We start from the raw sequence: 23,053 nt of genomic DNA, 5'->3' as shown, positions 1-23,053 counted from the left end.
GGCCGTAGCATTCGCTGATTATTCCTTGGGCTCTAAGCGCATGGCAATGGAGTTAATGCAGTAACGAAGATCCGTTGGAGTGTCGTACCCCTCGCCCTCAAAGACGTGTCCTAAGTGAGATTGACACTGTGCGCATAAAACTTCAGTGCGACGCATACCAAGTGACGTGTCTTCGCGTTCGATAACTTTGTCGCCTGCCAGTGGAGAGAAAAATGCCGGCCATCCACAATGAGCACTGAATTTTTGATCCGATCGGAAAAGTTCATTTCCGCATGCCCGGCAAGAGTAGATGCCTTCTGTTGTGGTGTCCGTGTACTCGCCTTTAAATGGGGCTTCGGTTCCCGCCTCGCGTAACACATGGAATTCCTGGGGCGTGAGCTTGGCGCGCCATTCCGATTCGCTTAATGGTTGGAAGTTCATCTATGCCCTCTTTTCAAGGTCGTTGGTGGATATTTCTGCGTGCTGGTGCTTTGCCTGCGGCAGAGCCCACACTAGCGCGCTGACGCTGATAACGATGATGAGCATGCCCCAGCCGTAGGTCGCTCGGAACAATTCGAAGAATCGGCTGACGTTGAGCCAGTCCCAGAACATTGAATACCACTCCGAGGGAGAAAGGAAGAGGTACACGGCAAGCCAGGCTAGAGGATTGTGCATTGCGCTGCGCGGCAGAAAGACGGTGAACAGCAGGGGGAAGAGCATCATCGAGTAATACATCTGCCCCAAGGAGGAGAGGAAAAATGCGGAGACGAGCAGGAGGGAGCTCGTGGTGCACAGCCACAGGAGGCCGTCGCTGTTGCGCCAGCGCAGTAGTGCTGCGAGCCCAAACAGCGCCAGCACCGCGAATCCGAGCCAGAGCGGGACGATGATCCACGATGGCGTATCGAAATACACACCCATGCCCCGCAGTGAACTATTTGAGTAATCGCGGACAATTCTCAGGTAGGGCACGGTTCTCGTGAGGTATTCATTTGTGCCGGGCAAGATGAACCAGGCCGGGAGGTTGAAGCCAATGACCACCGCAGCAACCGCTACAAAGGGTTGCCACCACACGAGCACGAGCGGGATGAAAAGCAGTGGCGCAAATACTGGCTTAATCAGGATCATAAAGCCCAAGATCACCCCAGCGGCCACCTTCTTGTTGCGCAATACTGCCCAGAGATAGCTAACGAGCGCGAAAAAGAGCATGCCGTTGATGTTGGAAAAAGCCAGGGTGTTGCCCACTGATTCTGTCATGAATGCCAACGCGATGGATGCGGGAATGACACATGAACGATTCCCAAATCCGAAGAGCCGGGCAAGCAACCACAGTCCGAGCACAATGCATACGCCATTCAAGATGATGAACAGCAGTCGGGCTGCGCTGAGGTTATCAGTCCATGCCAGGGGCATGAGTAGCAGCGTGGCGCCCGGGTTGTAGAGGTAATGCGGCACGACGGAGTCGTAATTCTCCGAATAAATTGGCACGCCGGTGATTGCGCGTCGTAGGGCGTTGTACACCGTCGAGTAGTCGTCGGTTGTTGCCCCATTGGCTCCAAAGACGAAAATTTTGTGGAGCACCACCATGATGGCGATTGGCCACAGTGCCATATTGGCACGAGCATCCCATTGCCAGGCGGGGCGCAGGGGTCGCGCGGCGGGGAAGCGGTGCGGTTGTAGCAGGCTCGAGCGTTGCGTTACGGGCTTGTTCACGCAGACCAGCCTAAGGCAGAAGCGCTGCTATTCGTGGCTCACCCGCCGGGAATTTCGGTAGCGCAAGAAAACTGTTCCATCCGAGGTGGTGTCGAGCGCCTCGAGTTCGAGGCGCAATGGTGCACCTTGTTCTGACGCGCTTTGAAAAAGTGGGTGCGCGATGGGGGCCAGGAGCGTAGGGGAGAGGGTGTAAAAAAGCTTGTCGACGCATCCGCTGCGCACCAGTGCCGTGTACAGCCAAGGGCCGCCTTCGCAGACGATGCGCCCAAACCCCGCGTGATGAAGTGTACGGATGGCGTTTGCAACTTCGCCACGATAGGGAAATACCTGGTGTCCTGATGCTTCCAGCGCTGCGGCACGCTGCTGCCACGTTGGGGATTCAGAGTACGGGCTGAGCACAGAAAAGTTCTTGGCCGGTACGGAGAATTCGAGGCTTTCACTAAGCAAGATAAGTTGTGCTCGGTCCCTCTGGTTTCGTGCCTCCCGTGTGTTTCGATCACCGACTTGAATATCGGTGTAGCGCTCAGCTTGGGCGGTGGCTGCGGTGACCAGTACGGCATCGGCCCAATCCCTGAGCGCTTTGAGCATCGACGAGTCTTCGTCATTGCCGAGGGGCCCGGAAACGCCGTCGATAGTGGATGCTCCGCCGATGCTGCTGATGCACACCAGGCGCAGTTCCTTTGGGTTGTCCGGCCCGAGGTGATGCTGCGCGAAAGCCTCGGGCGTGCTGAAGGCTGAGGAGCTCATTGAGTCATCATGGCATGAAAAACCGCGACGCCGTAGTCGACGCCGCGGTGATTATGGAGCGGATGACGAGACTCGAACTCGCGACCCTCACCTTGGCAAGGTGATGCGCTACCAACTGCGCTACATCCGCATGCTTAGTGGATCACTCCACTGTGTGCGCGATACTGGGATCGAACCAGTGACCTCTTCCGTGTCAGGGAAGCGCTCTCCCGCTGAGCTAAACGCGCCGCACTGAGGTGGAAACGGGAATCGAACCCGTGTGCACGGTTTTGCAGACCGTTGCCTCACCACTCGGCCATTCCACCATTGACGTTGCCGCCTGGCACCCATTGATGTACCGGAGCGGATGACGAGACTCGAACTCGCGACCCTCACCTTGGCAAGGTGATGCGCTACCAACTGCGCTACATCCGCATACTTTTTTAAGTGGTGTGTTCCACTGTGTGCGCGATACTGGGATCGAACCAGTGACCTCTTCCGTGTCAGGGAAGCGCTCTCCCGCTGAGCTAAACGCGCGGGTATTCCATTGATATGGAAATGAGCGGATGACGAGACTCGAACTCGCGACCCTCACCTTGGCAAGGTGATGCGCTACCAACTGCGCTACATCCGCATACAACTGCTGTTGCGCTAAAGAACATTAGCCCTTTGTCGAAGAAACTGCCAAATCAGCAGGTAGGTTGCGGTGTCGTTGAGGTATGCCGTTTGAAATGCCGTCCCACGCTCCGGCGGGGTGTGAATCGGGCTTACTGCGGGGTCGGTCGCGCGGCGAAAGTTGGTTTGTTCAGGCCAATTAGGTTTCTGTCAATTCCTCGTGTTAGCTTAAGTGGCGCAGCAAGCGCTGCACGGTCCTATGGCTCAGTGGAAGAGCGTTCCGTTCACACCGGAAAGGTCGCTGGTTCGATCCCAGCTAGGACCACCGACGCACCCAGTAACCCACTGGGTGCTTTTTCGTTGCATGGACCATTTTGGGGGTGGGGTTGCAATGGTGTGGGAACTCTCGACCCTTCAATTGCGACTATTAGACGGTCGTGCATAAATTTCACTGCATTGCAAAGGCTTTTTGCGAAGCAATGGGCGTAAGGTGAATGAGCGTCACCACAAGCTTTGGTGGCTCAGTTTTAGACCAAAAGAAGGAGAACTACCTGTGTTGAAATCTGTGCCACGCACCCGTCGGTGGGCTGCGGTTCTAGGGGCGGCCGCAGTACTTGCAGCCCCGCTGCCCGCTTATGCCCACGACGCCGTCTTGGATTCCAATCCAAAGGATGGCGCGGTGGTGAAGGAATTTCCTTCCGAGGTGTCGCTGGAGTTCTCGGGGCTGATCAAACCCGATTTCAACACCTTCGCCCTCACGGACCTGGGCTCCGGCGAGCAGATCCTCACCGGCGAGCCCACAGTTGATGGCCAAGTTGCTTCGTTGCCCGTGCCAGAGAATAAACGTGCCGGCGAAGGCAAGTATCAGCTTGGCTATCAGATCACATCTTCCGATGGGCACGCCACGCGCGGCAAGATCGTGTTTGAAGTGTCCAGCACAGGTGACGTGACCCCGTCTACCGCAAAGCCAGAGGCGAAGGAAGAAGCGTCGGCGTCGAAAAGCCAAGACGCGAACGCGGATACCGAGCAGACCTCCAACTTTGGACTGTTCGCTGGCATCGCTGCCGCCGTCATGCTGCTCGGTGTGCTCGTCGTTGCAGTGAAAAAACGGCGCGATCTCTAAAACAAGCTACTCATTGATGAAAGGTGAATTGATGAAACTGAACAAGCTCGGTGCTTCGACGATTGCGTGTTTGGCTGCGGCAGGTCTGGTGTTGGGAGCATGCTCCAATGCAGAGAAGGATGCCGCAACACCCAGTAGCGTGACCGTTACGTCTGATGGGGAGACCTCGACGAAGGCGGCCGAAGAAGCCAAGATCACGCTGTCTGACGCTTATGTCAAGGCAACGGAAGATGGCAAGGACATGACTGCGATCTTCGGCACCATTCACAATGACAGCGACCAGGACGTCAATGTCACCGGATTCAAGGCCAACATTGACGCTCAGAAGTTCGAACTCCACGAGGTTGTGGACGGCGTCATGCGCCAAAAGGAAGGCGGGTACGTCATTCCTGCTGGCGAAAGTCTCGTGCTGGAGCCGGGCAAAGAGCACATGATGGTGATGGGGCTGAAGCAGCCGATCAAAGCGGGTGACAAAGTGAACCTCACCATCGAGCTGGCCGACGGCACCAGCGTCGAAGTTTCTGACGTACCCGTTCGTACCATCGGTGCTGGACAAGAAAACTACGGCAATGACAAGGGCGATCAGCAAAGCACCGAGATGGATCATATGGAACATATGGATCACGGTGACGAAGCAGATCACGCCGACCATCACTAATTCCCCAGGGATCTAAGCGACCATGGAACCTCAACACTTCACATCAATGCCTATCAGCCGCCGGGGATTCCTCCAATCCGCAACGGTGGTCTCCGGAGCCGCGGTGCTCGCTGGAACAGCGCCCGCTCATGCAAATGCTCCGCAGCCGGATTCGGGAGCTGCGTGTGAAGTGGGTTCCAGCACCGTCGCCTTTGACGGATCGCATCAGGCCGGGGTGCAAACCGTTCCGGCCGCACAGCTCAACGTCATCGGGTTGAATCTGCGAGCCGGTGTAGGCATCGACGATGCGCGCCGTTTGTTCAGTTTGTGGACAGAGGACGCCAGAAGGCTCACGCAGGGGAAGAATCCCCTGGGAAGCCTTGAGCCCGAGATGGTTTCGAACCCAAGCAATCTCACCATCACCTGTGGCGTTGGGCCGCGTTTCTTCGACATCGTGGGAAAGAGCAAGCAGCGGCCGTCCTGGATGAATGAAACCCTTGAATTCTCCAAGGATCAGTTGCGTCCGGAGTGGGGGCAAACCGACATCGTGTTGCAAGTATGCTGCGATGATCCGGTCATGCTGGCATTCGCCACTCGTCACATGATCCGATCTAGCGTTGACTACGCCCAGCAAGTCTGGTTACAACAAGGCTTTCTGAACGCACCCGGCGTGAAAGAACCAGAAGCTACGCCCAGAAATCTTTTCGGGCAAAAAGACGGCACCGTCAATCCGCGTTCCGAAGAGGAATATGACGCCCAGGTGTGGATCGATGATGACGACGATTCGCCGAAGTGGTTGCGTGGGGGATCGTGCCTGATTGTCCGGCGGATCGCCATGAATCTAGATAAGTGGGAAAAGCTTGATCGGGAATCCCGTGAAGTTGCCGTCGGACGCACGCTGAATTCGGGGGCACCACTCGGCCAAGAGGACGAATTCGATACCGCAGACTTTGACAAAAAAGACGGACTCGGCTTGCCTGTGATCGATCCTCGCAGCCACATGGCACTTGCCGCGCCGCCCAGCGACGCGCCACAACAGAAACTGTTGCGTCGGGCATACAACTACGATGCGCCGCCGCTGCCGGGAAGTGAAGAACTCTCGAATGCAGGGTTGGTTTTCTGCTGCTATCAGAAAGATCCCCGAAAACAATTCATCCCAATCCAACGACGCCTGGACGCCAGCGACCGGCTCAACGAATGGATCACCCACATTGGCTCCGCGATGTATGCCGTCGTTCCGGGCACCGAGGAAGGCGGTTCAGAACCATACTGGGCAGCCTCGTTGCTTCAAAGCTAGTGGGCGAACGCTAAGATGCTCATAACACGTCGGTGGCTGTGAGCACACCTCAACCTTCACCAGCGTGCTTCTTTGTCCAACGCCGCGTCCAGGTATGACGCAGCGATGCAAGCGCAAGTAAAGGAGCGCAGCCTTCTATGGCACACCTCATTGAGCCCGCGGTCAATCACCACCAGCCTTTCTCAGTGCCGGCAGGCACCTCCGCGGGTGCCGCCATGCGGGAATTGGATCTACCCAACAAAGGCCCAGAGGCCATCGTTTGTGTTCAGGAAACCGACGGAACACTTCGCGATCTCGCATTCACCCCAGACGCCGATACCTCGGTGCTGCCCATCCCCGCCAACACCGAGCAAGGCCGTGCGGTCATCCGACACTCCTGCACCCACGTGTTGGCGCAAGCAGTGCAAGCTGAATTTCCCGGTACCAAACTCGGCATCGGGCCAGCCATCGAAAACGGCTTCTACTACGATTTCGATGTAGCGGAACCCTTCACGCCTGAGGATCTTCATCGCCTGGAAAAGCGAATGAAAAAGATCATTAAGCAGGGCCAGAAATTCGAGCGCCGGGTATATGACAGCCAGGAGGCGGCAGCGGAGGCACTCGCCGACGAGCCTTACAAGCTGGAACTGATCCAGGATAAGGGCAACGTCGATCCCGATTCTGACGAAGCCACCGAAGTTGGCGCCGGAGAGCTCACGGGCTATTACAACCTCAACCCGCGCACCGGCGAAGTGGAGTGGTACGACCTCTGCCGTGGGCCACATGTGCCAACCACCAAGTACATCCCTGCATTCGCGCTCACACGCTCATCGGCCGCCTATTGGCGCGGCGATCAGTCGCTGGCCGGTCTTCAGCGCATCTACGGCACTGCTTGGGAGTCCAAAGAAGCGCTTGAGCAGTATCAAACCATGATTGAAGAGGCAGAAAAGCGCGATCACCGACGACTCGGCGCGGAGCTTGACCTGTTCAGCTTCCCCGATGAAATTGGCTCCGGTTTTCCGGTGTTCCACCCCAACGGTGCCATTGTGCGCCTGGAGATGGAAGAGCACTCCCGCCGCCGACACATTGCCGAAGGCTATTCCTTCGTCAATACGCCACACATCACCAAGGGCGAGCTGTTTTCGAAGTCTGGACACTTGGATTTCTACGCCGATGGCATGTTCCCACCCATGCAGTTGGATGGCGAATATGACGAAAACGGCAACGTAATCAAGCAACCGCAGGATTATTACGCCAAGCCGATGAACTGCCCGATGCACAACTTGATCTTTGCTTCACGCGGGCGTTCCTACCGCGAACTTCCGTTGCGTCTATTCGAATTCGGCACCGTGTATCGCTATGAAAAGTCAGGCGTAATCCACGGGTTGACCCGTGCACGCGGCTTCACTCAAGACGATGCGCACATTTACTGCACCGAGGATCAGCTTGAGCAAGAGCTCACCACTGTGCTTGAGTTCATCATTTCGCTGCTGCGCGACTATGGTCTGGACGATTTCTACCTCGAACTTTCCACCAAGGACGAGAAGAAGTTTGTGGGATCCGACGAGATTTGGGAACGCTCAACCGCGATCCTGCAGCGCGTTGCCGACGCTTCCGGATTGGATCTGGTGCCGGATCCCGGCGGTGCGGCGTTCTATGGGCCAAAGATTTCCGTGCAGGCGCGCGATGCCATCGGTCGTACCTGGCAGATGTCCACGGTGCAGCTCGACTTCAACCTGCCGGAGCGATTCAACCTCGAGTACACCGCCCCTGATGGAACGAAGCAGCGACCCATCATGGTTCACCGCGCACTATTTGGTTCCATCGAGCGTTTCTTCGGTGTGCTGCTTGAGCACTACGCTGGTGCATTCCCGGCATGGTTGGCGCCACAGCAAGTAATGGGCATTCCTGTGGCTGATTCCTTCAGTGATCATTTGGAGAAGGTGACGCAGCAGTTGCGTGCTCAAGGCGTGCGCGCCACCGTGGATACCTCGGACGATCGCATGCAAAAGAAGATTCGCAATCACACCACGGGCAAGGTGCCGTTTATGTTGTTGGCCGGAGCCCGCGACGTTGAAGCTGACGCTGTAAGTTTCCGATTCCTCGATGGATCGCAGGTCAATGGGGTACCAGTTGATCAAGCGGTGCAGCTAATCACCTCGTGGATCGCGAAACGCAACAACGATGCCCCCTCAAAAGATAGCGTCGAGGCAGCGTTGCAGCGCTAGGGTTGAGCCAGAGGGACGTCGACAAGCAGGAAGGCACAGCAATGGATGAGTATCGGGACCAGGGAGTAGGCATTCCCGACAGACTCGAGCGGCTTTGGGCACCGTACCGCATGGGCTACATTCGCCAGGACGGCCGCGAAAATCCCAAGGCCAAGACCAATCCATTCCTTGAAATTCCCAAGCTTGACGACGCCACCGGGCTCATCGTCGCCCGAGGGGCATTGGTGTACTGCGTGTTGAATTTATTTCCTTATAACGCTGGCCACATGATGGTGGTGCCGTATCGCCAGGAGCCGAACCTTGAGGATCTCAGCGCGGAGGAATCGCAGGAACTCTTCGCCTTTGCTCAGGCAGCCATTAAAGTGCTCAAACGGGCATCCAGCCCAGATGCCATCAACGTTGGTTTCAATCTAGGCAAGGCTTCTGGGGGCTCGGTTGCCGAACACCTGCACATGCACATCGTGCCTCGGTGGAGCGGCGATTCGAACTTCATGACGATCATCGACGGCACCAAGGTGCTGCCACAATTGCTGCGCGACACCCGGGACCTGCTTGCTGCCACGTGGAATGAGATGCCAGAACTTCCAGGAGAAGCTCATGCTCAGTGTTAAGGGGCGAAAGCCTGCCGCCGTGATCGTGGAGCCCGTGGCAAAACTCTTCGCTAAGGCCGGTATCTCGCCAAATGCCGTGACCACCCTGGGGGCCGCCATCACCATCGGTATTGCCGTAGTGCTTATCCCCACGGGGCATTTGTTCGCCGCCGCTGTGTGGTCGGGCATCTTCGCGGCATTTGACATGGTTGATGGGACAATGGCGCGTTTGCGCGGCGGCGGCACCAAATACGGGGCCACCCTCGACGCTACCTGCGACAGGCTCACCGACGGCGCACTTTTTGCCGCGATTACCTGGTGGCTGATCTACTCCTATGACGCCTCGCAGACGCTGGTCGCTGCGTCCATGGTGGTGCTGGTGTGTTCACAGGTGATTTCGTATATCAAAGCTCGTGCCGAAGCGTCGGGCTTCAAGGTCAACGGCGGTCTGGTGGAGCGTCCGGAACGCCTGATCATCGGGCTTGTCGGCATAGGTTTGCAAGGCCTCGGTGTTCCCTATGCCGTGGACGCAGCAATCTGGTTGTTGCTGGCTGGCAGCGTCTTCACGGTGTGGCAGCGGCTCCATATGGTGAAGCACTCTCGCCACGCCAAGGACATCATCGCCGCGCCCATGGGCGCGAAGGAGCACCCATGAGTGTCCGCCAGCAATTGGTGGCGCGAGCATATCTGGGTGGATGGAAGCTAGTGCGGCGCATGCCACCCAGGCTTGCAGATGCCTGTTTCAATCTTGCAGCGGATTGCTGGTCGCGCCGGGGGAGGGGGTTGCCACAACTGCGCAAGAACCTCGCCCGAGTTACCGAGGTGAATGATGCGTTGATCCGAAAAGCCGCTCGCTCTTATGCACGCTACTGGCGCGAAGCTTTCCAACTGCCCGCCTTGGCTTCAGACCCAGCACTCCACGCCAAGCTCGAAAGTAGCGCGCGTGGGCTAGAACGCCTTGAAGCTTCGCTGGACAAGGGCAAAGGCGTGGTGTTGGTAACCACCCATAGCGGCAACTGGGACATGGCCGGGGTGCTGCTAGTGCACCTCAAAGGCACGTTCAGTACTGTGGCTGAACGCCTCAAGCCGGAGGTGCTGTATGAAGCCTTCGTGGATTATCGTGAGGGGCTCGGATTCAAAGTGTTGCCCTTGACTGGGGCGGATAAGCCTTTCGGACGGCTCAAAGCCACATTGAATGAGGGGGGAATCGTGTGCCTATTGGGCGAACGTGACCTCACACGAAGTGGCGTGGAAGTGCAATTCTTCGGTGAAACTACCCGGATGCCTGCTGGGCCGGCCAAACTTGCCATCGAAACCGGTGCTGCATTACATCCGGTGCATCTCTCTTTTACTTCCGATGGCTGGGGTATCGAGGTGGGTGAGGCGATCTCCGTCAGCGACCTGCGCACGACGGTTCAACACGTAGCCGATGCGTTAGCCGAAGGCATTGCCCGCCACCCCGCGGATTGGCACATGCTGCAGCCGCTGTGGCTGAGTGACCTTGATATGCAGCGCTACCTTGAAGGCTTAAAGGAATAGCGGTGATGCAAGTGGGCTACACTGCCGTTATTGGCGTGAGCCTAACGCATTGGTGGTAGTCGAACGAGGAACAGGGGCGAAATGTGATGAAGATCGGCATAGTGTGTCCCTACTCTTTCGATGAACCGGGCGGAGTCCAAGCACACATCATTGATCTTGCGGAGGAACTCATTCGCCGCGGTCACACGGTACGGGTTCTAGGTCCTTGCTCCCCGAACACCGATGTTCCCGCATTCGTGTGCAAGGGTGGCCGCAGTATTCCAGTTCCCTATAACGGCAGTGTTGCAAGGATTGCGGTCGGCCCGTCTCTGTTGCGTCGCACCAAGCAGTTCATCCGCGACGGTGACTTTGATGTATTGCATATTCACGAACCGAATTCCCCCAGCTTCTCCATGGCGGCGCTGCGCATGGCGCGCGGTCCTATCGTTGCCACCTATCACGCTTCCACAACAAAGTCTCGGTTGCTGAAACTGCTTTTGCCGGTGCTCAAAGGCCCATTGGAGAAAATCCGCGGCGGCATCGCGGTGTCGGAGATGGCCCGGCGCTGGCAGGTAGAGATGCTCGGTGGTGATCCGGTGTTGATCCCTAACGGCGTGGCTACCCACACCTTTGCGCAGCACAGTAGCGATCGGAGTAGTAATACAGGTGACAGGCCAATAGAGATCGTCTTCCTTGGGCGTATCGACGAATCCCGTAAAGGATTGGCGGTGCTGCTCAAAGCCCTCGATGGCATCGACCGCGATGTGCACGTCAGCGTGATCGGTGCGGGCACCCCACGTAAGCACCCCATGGTCGATTACTTGGGCAGGGTAAGCGATGAGGAGAAGGCCGAGATACTTGGACGTGCTGACATTTACGTGGCGCCGAACTTGGGAGGCGAAAGCTTTGGCATCGTGCTCGTTGAAGCGATGGCTGCGGGAGCTGCTGTCGTCGCGAGTGACCTTGAGGCGTTTGCCGCTGTCTGCGACGCGGAAGCTGAACACCCCGCAGGAGCATTATTTCCCACGGGTGATCCGGACGGGCTTCGCGCGGTGCTGCAACATCTAATCGATCGTCCGAAGCAGCGCAAGGAATTGGCCAGCCGTGGCCAGGAACGGGCGGAGCTTTACGACTGGGACAGCGTTGCCGACGCGGTGCTACGTGTCTACGAAACTGTTGCCGACGGAACAAAAGTGGAGGCCTAAAGCGGCATGCACACTGCACTAGTTGTCCTATTGACCGTCGCGATCAGCGCTGCGGTGCTTTGGGCATACTTCACTGCGCAGCGCCTCCACCGTTTGCACATTCGCACTGATGCTGCCTTGGCTTCACTGCAAAGCGCTCTGGATCGGCGTGCAGCCATTGCCGCGGTCATGCTTCCGGATCTCACACGCGCCGCGAGCGAAGCCCAAGCCGTGCCGCTGGTGTATGCCACCTTTGCTCAGCGCATCGAGAAAGAGCGCGCAATCTCTGCTGGCATTGCAGAGTTGGGATCCGATGTGCCGCTTCCCCTGGCAGATGCCCAGGTGCGACTCCAACTAGCGCACCGTTTCTATAACGACGCGGTGGCAGATACACGGGCGCTTCGTATGCGCCCCCTGATTCGCTTGACGCGTCTGGGCGGCGCCGCAGCCTTGCCCGAGTTCTTCGAATATAGCGAGCTTTAGGGGCGCCTGGGATAGGAATTCAAGAGCTTGGAGATTGTCTGGCAAGCCGAAATCACAACGTCACGGGGATGCCGCGCGCTGAGCGTCATGCGAAGCATGGCCTTGTCCTCCGGAACCGTTGGGTAGCGGATTGCTGGAATGAAAAATCCTGATTCCAATAGTTGCTGATGGAGCTGCAGAGCCAGTTGTGTCTCGCCAACAACGATCGGCACGATGGCCGTCGGGATTTTCGGTGCTGCGATGGGCAAGTGCTCGTAGGCTGCGTGGATATTCGCCTCCAGCGCCGCCATTGGCCGTGGATCGGATTCCAATACCTCAATGGCAGCGATGATTGCTGCGGTACTTGCTGGCGTATTGGCGGTGGAAAACACGAAGCTGCGTGCTCGATTGCGCAGTAGATGGGCCACTGGCTCCGAGCACAGCACGAATCCACCGATGCCACCGAGCGCTTTGCTGGCCGTGCCCACCACGATTTCATTAGAGTAGGCACCCGCTGCACAGCCACGGATGCCCTTGCCTCCGCCGATGGAGGCGACCCCGTGGGCGTCGTCAAGCACAAGCCAGGCATCGTGGCGTGCGCAAACTGAGCGCAGGGACGCCAGATCAATGGCCTCGCCAGTCATGGAAAAGACTGCGTCCGACACCACGATGGCTTGGCCTTCGAGGCCGTCGAGCATCTTGTCAAGAGCCTGATAGTCCACGTGTGGCATCACCAGAGTGTGTGCCTTGGACATGCGGGCACCGTCAATAATCGATGCGTGGTTGAGTTCATCGGAGATAATGTGCATGTCCGACGTGCTCAGTGCCTGAAGCACAGAGACATTGGTTTGGAAGCCAGTGGGAAAGAGGACCGCAGCCTCGCTTTGGAAGTAATTCGCGAGTGCGGCCTCGGCTTCAAGATGCAGGTTGAGTCCGGTCGTGAGCCTGGATCCACCGGAGGATGTGCCATAGCTTTGTAACGCTTGCTTAGCCGCATCAATTACTTTCGGGTGCATGCCAAGCCCGGCGTAATCGGCGGTGGCAAATTGCCAAAGCTTGCGGCCTTCGATAATGCTGTGCACCTCGGTGCTGGTGAACCTGCGTGCTTGGCGCTCCAAATCTCGATCCCGCCAAGCTGCATTGGCAGTGCGAGCGAAACGCTCCAATGAACCCCGTTCGGTCATTCCACGATCACCGCCTGATGCTCGAGAAATTGGATGATTTCTTCAGCGCGCGCATGAGCCGCTTGGCTTCCACGAAAAATGAATACCCGTCCGCCGGCTTCACTGCCTTTCGCCTTGATGTTGTGAATGCGGTAATAGGTTCCCTGCATCGCGAGGTAGCCAGTGGTGTAGTCGGGATCATCCGAAATGCACAGTTCTGCAACGATGTGCGGGCAGGAGGCCACCTTCGAAGCCAAAACCAAAGCCTCGGAATGGTATTGCTTGCTCGGATCGTTCTGGGGAGCTGTATCCGGGACTCCAGCGTTTGAAGCCGCAACGCCAAAAGTGGATGCGCGCACGCCGCGTTGAGCATCCGGCTCGTAACGCCGGGCATCGCTGGCCTCTACGAGGGCTGCGCCACGCATCCTTCGCACTGAATACAGCAACTCAATGGTCTGCTGTGCCGCTGGCACATCTTTCAGTGCCTCTAGCATCCAGGTGCGCGCCTGCTGTGGGTTTGCGCAGGCCACCTCTTCAACGCGAAGACTTGGAACCCGCAGCACGGGTGTTTCAATTGCGCGGATGTGAACGTGAATGTCGTCAGGTTCGCCATGGGGGTGTGTGATGGCACGTTGGACAAAGCTGCTAGCAAGGTCTTGCGCCTGTTGGAGATCTTCGCACATGCTCTCCGCGCCGGAGGTGTGCTGGCTTCTTCGGCTCGCGCGCATCTTTACACTGTATAAGCTCACTAGAGGTAGTCTAGCAGGCTAAACATTGTTCAATTCAGCGTTTTGTCAATGGCCTTGTAGGCGGGAAGAGCAGCGCGATGCTCACGAAGCACCCACATGGCACTTGGCACCATCAAAATCACTAGGAGAACGTTGCGTGTTACCAAAGCGATCGCGCCGGGCAAACCATCAAATGGGACATGATCAATTTGGTGATACCACGTGGGATATACCAGGGAAGTGCAAAGTGCGCAGAGCAGGCACAACCAGGTCATCATTCGTGGCAGGCCATCAGGGCGCAGCATGAGTGCCACCGCGAGAAGCGGCGCCAACCACCAGAGGTATTGGGGCGAAAACACCTTGTTGGCACCTAGTAGCACCAACAGCACTAGCAGCATCCATGCCACATTCAGCTCCCTAGGTAAGGGGCCGCGAAGCAGCGCTCGTCCCAGCCAAATCAGCACTAACAGCGCGCATCCCAGCATCAGCAGTGACGAAGCATGCTGCATGACGGCGGCGCCGGGACCTGTGATTTCAAAGCTTTTCGACGCCGCGTATTTCACCGAATAGCGGTCAGGGGCGATGATTGCCGCAAACATCAGCGGCGTCGCCGCCAGTGACTCGATCTGTACGCCCCGGGCGCCTTGATAGCTGAGAGGACTGAGCAGCCTCTCGATGCCGCCCAGGGCGACGGTGAGGCCACCGAGCATGGCGATGCTCGTGCCGTAAACCGCAACATTGCGCCAGGTCTTTCGCGCATGCAGCCTGCCCGCGATCGCGGGGGCCAAAGCGAAAGGCCAAAGCTTCATCATGGCTGCGGTAGCGAGTAGCACCTGGCTTCGGTGGTGGTGCAAATACAGCGCAGCAAGACCGACGAGCACCCCGGGAATGATGTCGAATCGCCAGAGCAACATCTCAGGCATCAACACACCCATCGCGCACCAGAAGCCCAAAGCTAGCATTGGTGCGTGGTGGCGGCGGAGGATGGCGAAAAACGTGGCGTCGAAAAGCAAGCACAGAACGCTGAACAATACGATGAACGCGGCCTCATTAGATTGACTCAGCCAAAAGACCAGACGCAGCGGCCACACTGCAACCGAAGGGTATTCTTGGAGCGCTGTGGAAGACTCGGTGCTCAACTCGGCGAAGTAATACTTTGGGTCACCCTGCGTCCAGGGATGTTGTAGCGCTCGAAGAACGATAATCGCCCGAGTGAACGCCCAAATGAGCCACCATCGACCAGCGGAAAGTTGTTGCACTCGTTCGATTCTATGCATTTTCGGCGAACGCTCCCATCCGATTGGATAAGCTTTGCACTCATGAGCGTGATCTTTGACGTGCTAGACCTTGAAACTATCGACCGCGATATTTTTCGTGGACAAGTCGTTCCTTCAAAGTTCAAGCGAACCTTTGGTGGCCAGGTGGCTGCTCAAGCGCTCGTTGCTGCAACCAAAACCATTAATGATAAGGCTGTGCACTCGCTGCATGGTTACTTCGTAGCCCCCGGGGATGCGGCGAAGCCCACCACGTTTTTGGTGGATCGGGTTCGCGACGGCAGAAGCTTCAGCTCGCGCCAAGTGACCGCGATCCAAGCCGGCGAGCCGATTTTTATCATGCAGGCGAGTTTTCATCGTCAGGACGATCAAGGCATTGAACACTCCGATCGGATGCGCAAAGTGCCGCCTCCCGAGCAGGTGCGATTGGACGTTGATCAGATCCCCAAGAGTGCACGGGTGATGCTGGAGGAATGGAGCGATTGGGACATTCGCAGGGTGGCTGCGGAAGACTTCCAGCACAATCCTTTTACCGCCAGCCAGCAGGTTGTGTGGCTCAAATCGAAGACGCCACTGCCCGACGATCCCACCTTCCACGTGTGCACCTTGGCGTATATGTCGGACATGACCTTGCTGCACTCATCCCTCGTGCCGCACCCCCATCATCCGGTCCAGATGGCTTCTTTGGATCATGCCATGTGGTTTTTGCGGCCGTTCCGAGCTGATGAATGGTTACTCTATGACCAGATCTCACCCTCGGCGCATGCCGGAAGAGCCCTGACGCACGGGCGGATTTTCAATCAACAAGGTGACCTGGTGGCAGTAACGACTCAAGAAGGTCTCACGCGAACGCGAGCCGAGGGGAAAGCAGAAATTCCGATCAGCGGCCTTGAAGCGGGCTAGATCCCCGCTTTTCGACGCCCAGCGTGCACCCCGAGAACCCGCCGGGCGGGGGAGTAGGGTCGGACGCCACGCCCTGCCGTATAATGGCGCAGGTTAAACGAAGTCTAAGAGAGGGATCCAATGTCAGGCCACTCAAAATGGGCAACCACCAAGCACAAGAAGGCCGCCAATGATGCGAAGCGTGGCAAGGAATTTGCCAAGCTGATTAAAAATATCGAAGTTGCGGCTCGCACTGGCGGTGGCGACCCAGCGGCCAACCCCACTTTGGATGACATGATCAAGAAGGCCAAGAAGGCCTCTGTTCCCAATGACAACATTGAACGTGCTCGCAAGCGTGGATCCGGCGAAGAAGCCGGCGGTGCCGACTGGCAGACGATCTTCTACGAAGGCTACGGCCCCAACGGCGTCGCTGTGATGATCGAATGTCTCACGGACAACCGCAACCGCGCCGCCAGCGAGGTGCGTACCCGCATGACCAAAAACGGCGGCAACATGGCAGAAAACGGTGCCGTATCCTATCTCTTTACCCGCCGTGGCGTAGTGCTCGTTGAAAAGGGAGATCAAAGCGAAGACGACGTGCTCATGGCTGTGCTCGACGCCGGTGCAGAGGAAGTCAACGAGGTGGGTGAAAAGTTTGAGATCCTTTCCGCTCCCGGTGACATGGTGGCAGTGAAGCAGGCACTGGCTGACGGCGGCATTGAAGTTGATGAGGCAGATCAAGATTTCCGGGCTTCTGTTGAAGTAGAACTCAACGCTAATGACGCGCGGAAGATCTTCAGGCTCATCGACGCACTCGAGGAATCTGATGACGTGCAAAACGTGTACACCAATATCAGCTTGAGCGACGAAGTCCTCGCAGAACTCGAGGCAGAGTAGGCGCTTTCACTTGACTGGCCGGCACGATACGTGCCGGCTCTTTCGTATGTTTGTGCTAATTTTGGAACTGTTCATAGCACCGCACTCCAAGGAGAGTTATGCCAGCAGGGCTTCGCGTCATGGGAATTGATCCCGGTCTCACCCGTTGTGGCTTGTCGGTCGTCGATGCTGGCCAGGGTAGGCAAGTGATCCCAGTGGCTGTTGGTGTGGTTCGCACGCCCGTAGGGGCGGCCCTGACGCAGCGATTGTTGGAACTGAGCCAGGCGGTCAATGACTGGATGGATGAATATCAGCCGGAAGTTGTTGCGCTGGAAAGAATCTTCGAACGGGGCAACGTGTCCACTGTCATGCACACCGCACACGGCGTAGGCGTTTTGATGCTCGCCGCAGCGCAGCGCGGAATCGAGGTGCACATGTACACCCCCAGTGAAGTAAAAAAGGCCGTGACAGGCAATGGGCGTGCAGATAAGAAGCAGATGACCGCCATGATCACCCGAATTCTGGGGCTGAGTGAAGCGCCAAAGCCCGCTGACGCTGCCGACGCCCTCGCCCTTGGCGTGTGCCACTGCTGGCGCGCATCTACTCTCGGCTATGAGCAACGCCTGCGCTCCAACACGTTGAAGTAATTTCCCAAGATCCTAAGGAACACCTATTGTGATTGCATTTCTCCGCGGCACCGTCGCCGACATCGCACTTGATCGCGCCGTTATTGAGTGCGCGGGCGTTGGCTACGAAGTGCTCTGCAGCCCAAGGACCCTAGGCTCGCTGAGGCGGGGAGAAGAGGCCACCATCATCACCGCGCAGGTCATCCGCGAAGATAGCCATACGCTCTACGGTTTTCCCGATCAAGAGGCGAAATCGATGTTCGCATTGCTTCAGACCGTCTCCGGTCTGGGGCCGCGCCTCGCGCTGGCGGCGCAAGCCGTGTACGACAGCTCCGAACTTGCTCAGGCGATTCGCCAAGGCGATGCGAAAAAGCTGCAAAAAATTCCGGGCGTGGGCAAGCGGGTGGCGGAACGCATGATTGTGGACCTCAAAGATAAAGTGCCCGAGCTTGGCCACGTTGAAGTGGCAAGCGCACCTGCGCCTTCTGCTACCAATCCTGCGGTGGAAGAACCCGTACTGGAGGCACTGCTTGGCCTCGGATTCTCAGAGAAAGTCGCAGCACCGGTGCTCGCAGCGGTACTGTCTGAATCGCCCGAACTCGATGCATCTAAGGCGCTCCACGCAACGCTCAATGCGCTAGGTAATCGCTGATCCGCAGTGAGCGAAACAATAAACAGCAGGAGTTACGTCAAGGGAAATTGAGTGAACATGGCGAACATTGAAAAGACAGAATTCAACATTCAGCAGCCCGCCTCACAGGAGCGCGACGCGGTTGAACCCACTCAGCGTGAAGGGGAACGCGATGCGGAACGAGCGCTGAGACCGCGCAGCATCGAGGAATTCATTGGCCAGCCCAAGGTGCGTAACCAGCTCAACCTCGTTCTTGGTGGCGCGAAACAACGCGGCGTCACCCCAGACCACGTTCTGCTTTCTGGCCCACCTGGCCTCGGCAAAACCACCATGGCGATGATCATCGCATACGAGCTCGGCACCAGTTTGAGAATGACTTCAGGTCCGGCGCTGGAACGAGCAGGTGATCTTGCAGCGATGCTGTCGAATCTCATGGAGGGCGATGTTCTCTTCATCGACGAGATTCACCGGATGGCGCGCCCAGCCGAGGAAATGCTCTACATGGCCATGGAAGATTTCCGGGTCGACGTTATTGTTGGCAAAGGGCCGGGTGCTACTTCTATTCCCCTCGAGCTAGCTCCATTCACCCTCGTAGGTGCGACGACCCGATCCGGTATGCTTACCGGTCCGCTGCGTGACCGATTCGGCTTCACTGCGCAGATGGAGTTCTATAGCACCGAGGATCTGACCAAGGTGGTGCTTCGTGCGGCGAAAATTCTCGGAGTTACCATCGCCCACGATGCGGCCATGGAGATTGCCTCGCGCTCAAGGGGGACACCGCGTATCGCCAACCGCTTGCTGCGCAGAGTCCGCGACTTCGCTGAAGTGCACGCAGACGGCAGTATTGACCTCGGGGCGGCGAAGGCGGCCCTGTTGGTATTCGACGTGGACGAAAAGGGGCTTGATCGTCTCGACCGCGCTGTGCTCGACGCGCTGATCCGCGGGCACGGCGGCGGGCCCGTCGGCGTGAGCACACTAGCTATCGCAGTGGGTGAGGAACCTTCGACAGTAGAAGAGGTGTGTGAGCCGTATTTGGTGCGGGCCGGAATGGTTGCAAGGACGGGCCGAGGACGTGTGGCTACTGCTGCTGCCTGGCACCACTTGGGCCTCCAACCGCCCGAGGGGGCACTGGGCATGCTCGAATTTTGAGTCTCTGGCACACTAGACCGTTATGAATACGCTACTCTTTATCGCTCTGCTTCTTGTTCTCGTGCTGCCAACGCTGTTAATGCAGCGTCGACAGCGCCAAGCAATGGCAAAAATCCAACGGGTACAGGATGAGCTGGTTATCGGAGATCACATCATCACCAACGCCGGTTTGCACGCGGTTGTACGCGGCATTGAGGAGAACACCGTGGACCTGGAAGTCTCACCGGGGCAAACTGTCGTTTGGGAAAAGTCTGCGGTACTTCGCAACGTGAGCGAGGAGCAACGAATCACTGAGGCTGCTAGCCAAGAGCAAGCCGAATAACTCTGCTCTTTTCACCCTTTGAAGGCACGCTCGGAATAAATCGCGCGTGCCTTTTCGCATATCTCAATAGGGGGTGAGTCGCGCCTATGTCGTAGGATGAGCCGGTGGGATAGCGCCGGATGTAGCGAAGCCATCATCTGAAGGCGCCATCATTGAAGCAAGAGCAAGGAGCAAACGCATTGCCTACCCAACAACGTGCGGGATCGCGATGGAAAACATGGCCGAAGCGAGCCATCGGAATGTTCATCGCCATCGTTGCCCTCATTTACGCACTCGTATTCTTCACGGGAGATGGAAGCGCTCAGCCAAATCTCGGCATCGACCTCCAAGGTGGAACCCGTGTGACTCTCGTTCCCCAGGGGCAGGATCCTAGCGACGAACAGCTAGCGCAAGCTCGAAACATTTTGGAGCAGCGCGTCAATGGCATGGGCGTTACCGGAGCCACGGTAGTTGCGGATGGCAAAACGCTCGTTATCACCGTTCCTGGCGATGACACTGCTCGGGCGCGAGCACTCGGACAGACCTCCCAGCTGCTTTTCCGTCCCGTGGCCCAACCGCAGCCACCAAACATGGACACACTCAACGAGGACATCGTGGCCATGGCGAATCGCTGGGTGGAAGTTGGAGTGCTCAGTCCTGATCAAGCCAACGAGGCCATCAAGAAGACTCTCGAAGGCATTGCCCAAGCGGATGGGAAGAAGCCTGAGGATGTCACTGTCCCGAAGGTCAGCGCTCAAGAACCAAAAGAGCCGAAAAACTCTATTGAGTCTGAAGAACTGCGCAACAAAGTCATTGAGGTGCTGAAGAAAGATCGCCAGTCCACCGATCCAAATGCGCAGCTCGCAGCCAGTGCGCTGCTTCAGTGCAACGATGAGCCGGATCCGCTTCAAGGCACCGACGATCCCGCCAAGCCACTAGTGGCGTGTGCAAGTAACAAGACTGGTGAGCAAAGCCAGAAGTACATCCTGGATCCGAGCCCACTGCTGATTGGTGAGGAAGCCCCGGATGGCAAGCGCCTTACAGGTAATGAGATTGACACCAGCAAGCCGATTACCGGCGGGTTGAATCCGCAGACCGGCGAGATGGAAATCAACTTTGCGTTCAAAGCTGACAATGGTGATGAGGGTTCGGCTACGTGGTCGCAACTCACCACTGACTACCTGAACAAACAGATTGCTATCACGCTCGATTCGAAGATCATCTCGGCCCCGGTAATTCAATCCCCAACTCCCGTTGGCAGCACGACCTCGATTACAGGTTCTTTCACTCAAGAACAAGCACAGGAACTGGCGAACAACCTGAAATATGGTGCGTTGCCACTGAGCTTCGCAGGTGAAAACGGAGAATCCGGTGGTACTACGACCACCGTCCCGGCTTCTCTTGGTGCGGCATCGCTTAAAGCCGGACTCATCGCAGGTCTGGTGGGCTTGATGCTCGTTGCGCTGTACTCGATTGTGAACTATCGCGTTTTCGGTGTCGTTTCCATGGTTGCCCTTGCCGGTTCCTTCGCGTTGGTCTACGGTGCCTTGGTTCTCCTGGGACGCTGGATCGGTTACTCCCTTGACTTGGCCGGTATTGCCGGTTTGATCATCGGTATTGGCACCACGGCCGACTCCTTCGTGGTGCTCTACGAGAGAATTAAGGACGAAGTTCGTGAAGGTCGGACCTTCCGCTCCGCGGTGCCGCGCGGTTGGGATCGTGCAAAGCAAACAATCGTCACCGGTAATGCTGTGACGTTGATTGGCGCTGTCGTGATTTATTTCTTGGCAGTCGGATCCGTCAAGGGCTTCGCCTTCACCCTTGGCCTAACCACCCTGTTCGACCTGGTGGTGGTCTTCCTCTTCACCGCACCGCTGGTAATCCTGACGTCTCGTAAAGCTTGGGCTTCTCGTCCTTCAGCCAATGGTCTTGGGAAGATGTTCAAGGTTGGGCAAAGCAACCGGATCCAGGCAGAGCGAGCCGAAGCGGAAGAAAATCAAGTGGAGCAGATGCCTTCGGCGCCTTCCATCAACAACAGTGGTGTGGATCCCGTGGATCCCGCGCGCGGTGATCAACGCTAGGAGCAAACAATGAGCAACAATCTTCTAAACAAGCTCTACACCGGTGATGGCGGGCTGGACTTCGTTGGTCAACGCCGTAAGTGGTACTCCATCACCGCGGGCATCATTTTGGTGTGCCTCATCGGCATCGGACTGCGCGGATTCACCTTAGGCATCGACTTCGTCGGCGGCACGAAGATGAACATGCCTGCTGCCTCCTTACAGACTGAACAGGTGGCACAAACCTTCAGCGAGGCAACGGGCGTTGACCCTCAGCAAGTGCAGATCGTGGGTGCGGGTGACTCCAGAATTCTGGAAATCGCCTCCGAGCGCCTTAACGAGGAGCAGATCGACGCCGCACGCCAGGCACTGTATAGCGAGTACAAGCCAGAAAATGCACTGGGAGAGCAAACGCCAGATGCAATTGGTGACTCCACGGTGTCTGAATCCTGGGGATCCACCATTACCTCCCGCATGCTTCTAGCGATGGGCGTTTTTCTCGCCGCGGTATTCGTGTACATCGCGCTACGCCTGGAGCGCCAAATGGGCGTCGCAGCGATCGTCGCGCTCATGGTGGACCTCGTTATCATCTCGGGCATTTACGCCATCGTTGGATTTGAAGTGACCCCGGCGACGGTGATCGGCTTACTCACCGTGCTCGCGTTCTCTCTCTACGACACAGTGATTGTGTTCGACAAAGTTCGTGAGCTCACTGCCGGTTATCTTGGGAACAGAAGAAGAACCTACGGTGAGCTGGCAAATCAAGCCGTAAACCAGACAGTTATGCGCTCGATTTCCACCACAGTCATCTCTGCGCTTCCTATCATCGCGCTCATGGTGGTGGCGGTGTGGCTCATGGGGGTTGGCACCCTGAAAGACCTGGCATTAGTTCAGCTCATTGGCGTTATCGAAGGCACTTTCTCCTCGATTTTCCTTGCAACACCAATCCTGGTGAGCCTCAAAGAGCGCAACCCAAAGGTGAAGGCTCATAATGCGCAGGTGCTTCGCGCCCGTGCCCATGTTGACGACCCAGAAGATGAGGCCATCGACGAGGCCATCATCGAGGCTGATGAGCGTCCTCAGCATTACGAAGCGCCACCCACAATCGGCGCCACGTGGCGACCAGGGCAAGGTTAGGCAAGCGACGCCCCTTCAACCCCACACTGGCATTTGCAGTGATCAATCATGCAGCCAGTAGTGGGGTTTTGTTCTGTAGTCTGCCAACCCAAGCGATAAACCGCACCAGTGCATTGGGGTGGATTCGGGATCGACACAGCGGAGATTTATACTGAACATCGTTAGAAAAGGTGTTGAA

General features: G+C 57.3%; 23 protein-coding genes and 7 tRNA genes. 18 read left to right on the top strand and 12 right to left on the bottom strand.

Features of this window, described 5'->3' with window-relative positions:
• Positions 1–18: 18 nt before the first annotated feature.
• From msrB to CGERO_RS06190, 9 genes are all read right to left on the bottom strand, one after another.
• A complete protein-coding gene (gene msrB, locus CGERO_RS06230) occupies positions 19–420 on the bottom strand; it encodes a peptide-methionine (R)-S-oxide reductase MsrB (protein ID WP_123934252.1) in 402 nt (133 codons plus the stop codon).
• A complete protein-coding gene (locus CGERO_RS06225) occupies positions 421–1,689 on the bottom strand; it encodes a glycosyltransferase family 87 protein (RefSeq protein ID WP_123934250.1) in 1,269 nt (422 codons plus the stop codon).
• 27 nt (positions 1,690–1,716) lie between these two features.
• Positions 1,717–2,436 (bottom strand): dihydrofolate reductase family protein, encoded by a 720-nt coding sequence (locus CGERO_RS06220; protein ID WP_123934248.1) that lies wholly within the window; start codon positions 2,434–2,436, stop codon positions 1,717–1,719.
• A 54-nt stretch (positions 2,437–2,490) separates the two neighbouring features.
• Positions 2,491–2,566 (bottom strand) — tRNA-Gly (locus tag CGERO_RS06215).
• A 25-nt stretch (positions 2,567–2,591) separates the two neighbouring features.
• A tRNA-Val gene (locus CGERO_RS06210) sits at positions 2,592–2,663 on the bottom strand.
• A 7-nt stretch (positions 2,664–2,670) separates the two neighbouring features.
• Positions 2,671–2,741 (bottom strand) — tRNA-Cys (locus CGERO_RS06205).
• Positions 2,742–2,777: 36 nt separating this feature from the next.
• Positions 2,778–2,850: transfer RNA gene (locus tag CGERO_RS06200), tRNA-Gly, on the bottom strand.
• Between the two features lie 30 nt (positions 2,851–2,880).
• Positions 2,881–2,952: transfer RNA gene (locus tag CGERO_RS06195), tRNA-Val, on the bottom strand.
• Between the two features lie 24 nt (positions 2,953–2,976).
• Positions 2,977–3,049: transfer RNA gene (locus CGERO_RS06190), tRNA-Gly, on the bottom strand.
• A gap of 234 nt (positions 3,050–3,283) precedes the next feature.
• Here CGERO_RS06190 and CGERO_RS06185 point away from each other — a divergent pair.
• The 10 genes from CGERO_RS06185 to CGERO_RS06140 all read left to right on the top strand — a co-directional run bounded on the left by CGERO_RS06185 (position 3,284) and on the right by CGERO_RS06140 (position 12,069).
• Positions 3,284–3,355 (top strand) — tRNA-Val (locus CGERO_RS06185).
• Positions 3,356–3,583: 228 nt separating this feature from the next.
• Positions 3,584–4,153, top strand: a complete 570-nt coding sequence (locus CGERO_RS06180; protein WP_164470276.1) for a copper resistance CopC family protein — start codon at positions 3,584–3,586, stop codon at positions 4,151–4,153.
• A 31-nt stretch (positions 4,154–4,184) separates the two neighbouring features.
• Positions 4,185–4,811, top strand: a complete 627-nt coding sequence (locus CGERO_RS06175; protein WP_123934244.1) for a copper chaperone PCu(A)C — start codon at positions 4,185–4,187, stop codon at positions 4,809–4,811.
• Positions 4,812–4,857: 46 nt separating this feature from the next.
• A complete protein-coding gene (locus CGERO_RS06170) occupies positions 4,858–6,087 on the top strand; it encodes a Dyp-type peroxidase (RefSeq protein WP_245998791.1) in 1,230 nt (409 codons plus the stop codon).
• Between the two features lie 137 nt (positions 6,088–6,224).
• Positions 6,225–8,294, top strand: coding sequence for a threonine--tRNA ligase (gene thrS / locus CGERO_RS06165; RefSeq protein WP_123934240.1), 2,070 nt, complete (start codon positions 6,225–6,227; stop codon positions 8,292–8,294).
• A gap of 41 nt (positions 8,295–8,335) precedes the next feature.
• Positions 8,336–8,905: an ATP adenylyltransferase gene (locus CGERO_RS06160; RefSeq protein ID WP_123934238.1), complete on the top strand. Its 570-nt coding sequence runs from the start codon at positions 8,336–8,338 to the stop codon at positions 8,903–8,905.
• Positions 8,892–9,539 (top strand): phosphatidylinositol phosphate synthase, encoded by a 648-nt coding sequence (gene pgsA, locus CGERO_RS06155; RefSeq protein WP_123934236.1) that lies wholly within the window; start codon positions 8,892–8,894, stop codon positions 9,537–9,539. The genes CGERO_RS06160 and pgsA overlap by 14 nt, the downstream gene beginning before the upstream one ends.
• On the top strand, positions 9,536–10,423 hold the full coding sequence (locus CGERO_RS06150) for a phosphatidylinositol mannoside acyltransferase (RefSeq protein ID WP_123934234.1): 888 nt from the start codon (positions 9,536–9,538) through the stop codon (positions 10,421–10,423). The genes pgsA and CGERO_RS06150 overlap by 4 nt, the downstream gene beginning before the upstream one ends.
• Before the next feature lie 86 nt (positions 10,424–10,509).
• On the top strand, positions 10,510–11,607 hold the full coding sequence (locus tag CGERO_RS06145) for a glycosyltransferase family 4 protein (RefSeq protein ID WP_123934232.1): 1,098 nt from the start codon (positions 10,510–10,512) through the stop codon (positions 11,605–11,607).
• Positions 11,608–11,613: 6 nt separating this feature from the next.
• The gene (locus CGERO_RS06140) at positions 11,614–12,069 is read left to right on the top strand and encodes a hypothetical protein (protein WP_123934230.1); all 456 of its coding nucleotides are present in this window, start codon (positions 11,614–11,616) and stop codon (positions 12,067–12,069) included.
• On the opposite strand, the gene CGERO_RS06135 is transcribed toward CGERO_RS06140, so the two are convergent.
• The 3 genes from CGERO_RS06135 to CGERO_RS06125 are packed head-to-tail and all read right to left on the bottom strand — an operon-like array spanning position 12,066 to position 15,198.
• Positions 12,066–13,232 (bottom strand): aminotransferase class I/II-fold pyridoxal phosphate-dependent enzyme, encoded by a 1,167-nt coding sequence (locus CGERO_RS06135; protein WP_123934228.1) that lies wholly within the window; start codon positions 13,230–13,232, stop codon positions 12,066–12,068. The two genes, CGERO_RS06140 and CGERO_RS06135, sit on opposite strands and share 4 nt — an antisense overlap.
• Positions 13,229–13,960 (bottom strand): 6-carboxyhexanoate--CoA ligase, encoded by a 732-nt coding sequence (locus CGERO_RS06130; RefSeq protein ID WP_123934226.1) that lies wholly within the window; start codon positions 13,958–13,960, stop codon positions 13,229–13,231. The genes CGERO_RS06135 and CGERO_RS06130 overlap by 4 nt, the downstream gene beginning before the upstream one ends.
• A gap of 29 nt (positions 13,961–13,989) precedes the next feature.
• Positions 13,990–15,198: a hypothetical protein gene (locus CGERO_RS06125; RefSeq protein WP_123934224.1), complete on the bottom strand. Its 1,209-nt coding sequence runs from the start codon at positions 15,196–15,198 to the stop codon at positions 13,990–13,992.
• Between the two features lie 60 nt (positions 15,199–15,258).
• On the opposite strand from CGERO_RS06125, the gene CGERO_RS06120 reads away from it, so the two are divergent.
• The 8 genes from CGERO_RS06120 (at position 15,259) to secF (ending at position 22,875) form a co-directional block, all read left to right on the top strand.
• On the top strand, positions 15,259–16,116 hold the full coding sequence (locus CGERO_RS06120) for an acyl-CoA thioesterase (protein ID WP_123934222.1): 858 nt from the start codon (positions 15,259–15,261) through the stop codon (positions 16,114–16,116).
• Positions 16,117–16,236: 120 nt separating this feature from the next.
• Complete coding sequence (locus CGERO_RS06115) at positions 16,237–16,992, top strand: YebC/PmpR family DNA-binding transcriptional regulator (RefSeq protein WP_123934220.1); 756 nt, start codon at positions 16,237–16,239, stop codon at positions 16,990–16,992.
• A 98-nt stretch (positions 16,993–17,090) separates the two neighbouring features.
• Positions 17,091–17,618: a crossover junction endodeoxyribonuclease RuvC gene (gene ruvC / locus CGERO_RS06110; RefSeq protein WP_206423887.1), complete on the top strand. Its 528-nt coding sequence runs from the start codon at positions 17,091–17,093 to the stop codon at positions 17,616–17,618.
• Between the two features lie 28 nt (positions 17,619–17,646).
• Complete coding sequence (gene ruvA / locus CGERO_RS06105) at positions 17,647–18,249, top strand: Holliday junction branch migration protein RuvA (RefSeq protein WP_123934218.1); 603 nt, start codon at positions 17,647–17,649, stop codon at positions 18,247–18,249.
• Between the two features lie 57 nt (positions 18,250–18,306).
• Complete coding sequence (gene ruvB / locus CGERO_RS06100; RefSeq protein WP_123934216.1) at positions 18,307–19,377, top strand: Holliday junction branch migration DNA helicase RuvB; 1,071 nt, start codon at positions 18,307–18,309, stop codon at positions 19,375–19,377.
• Positions 19,378–19,399: 22 nt separating this feature from the next.
• Positions 19,400–19,699, top strand: a complete 300-nt coding sequence (gene yajC / locus CGERO_RS06095; protein ID WP_123934214.1) for a preprotein translocase subunit YajC — start codon at positions 19,400–19,402, stop codon at positions 19,697–19,699.
• A gap of 179 nt (positions 19,700–19,878) precedes the next feature.
• Positions 19,879–21,759: a protein translocase subunit SecD gene (gene secD / locus CGERO_RS06090; protein WP_164470275.1), complete on the top strand. Its 1,881-nt coding sequence runs from the start codon at positions 19,879–19,881 to the stop codon at positions 21,757–21,759.
• 9 nt (positions 21,760–21,768) lie between these two features.
• Complete coding sequence (secF, locus tag CGERO_RS06085) at positions 21,769–22,875, top strand: protein translocase subunit SecF (RefSeq protein WP_123934212.1); 1,107 nt, start codon at positions 21,769–21,771, stop codon at positions 22,873–22,875.
• The last annotated feature ends 178 nt before the right edge of the window (positions 22,876–23,053 follow it).

The organism is Corynebacterium gerontici, assembly GCF_003813985.1.
Classification (GTDB): Bacteria; Actinomycetota; Actinomycetes; order Mycobacteriales; family Mycobacteriaceae; genus Corynebacterium; species Corynebacterium gerontici.
The sequence above is the reverse complement of the archived record's forward strand: the minus strand, read 5'-3'. Positions and strand labels throughout refer to the sequence as shown.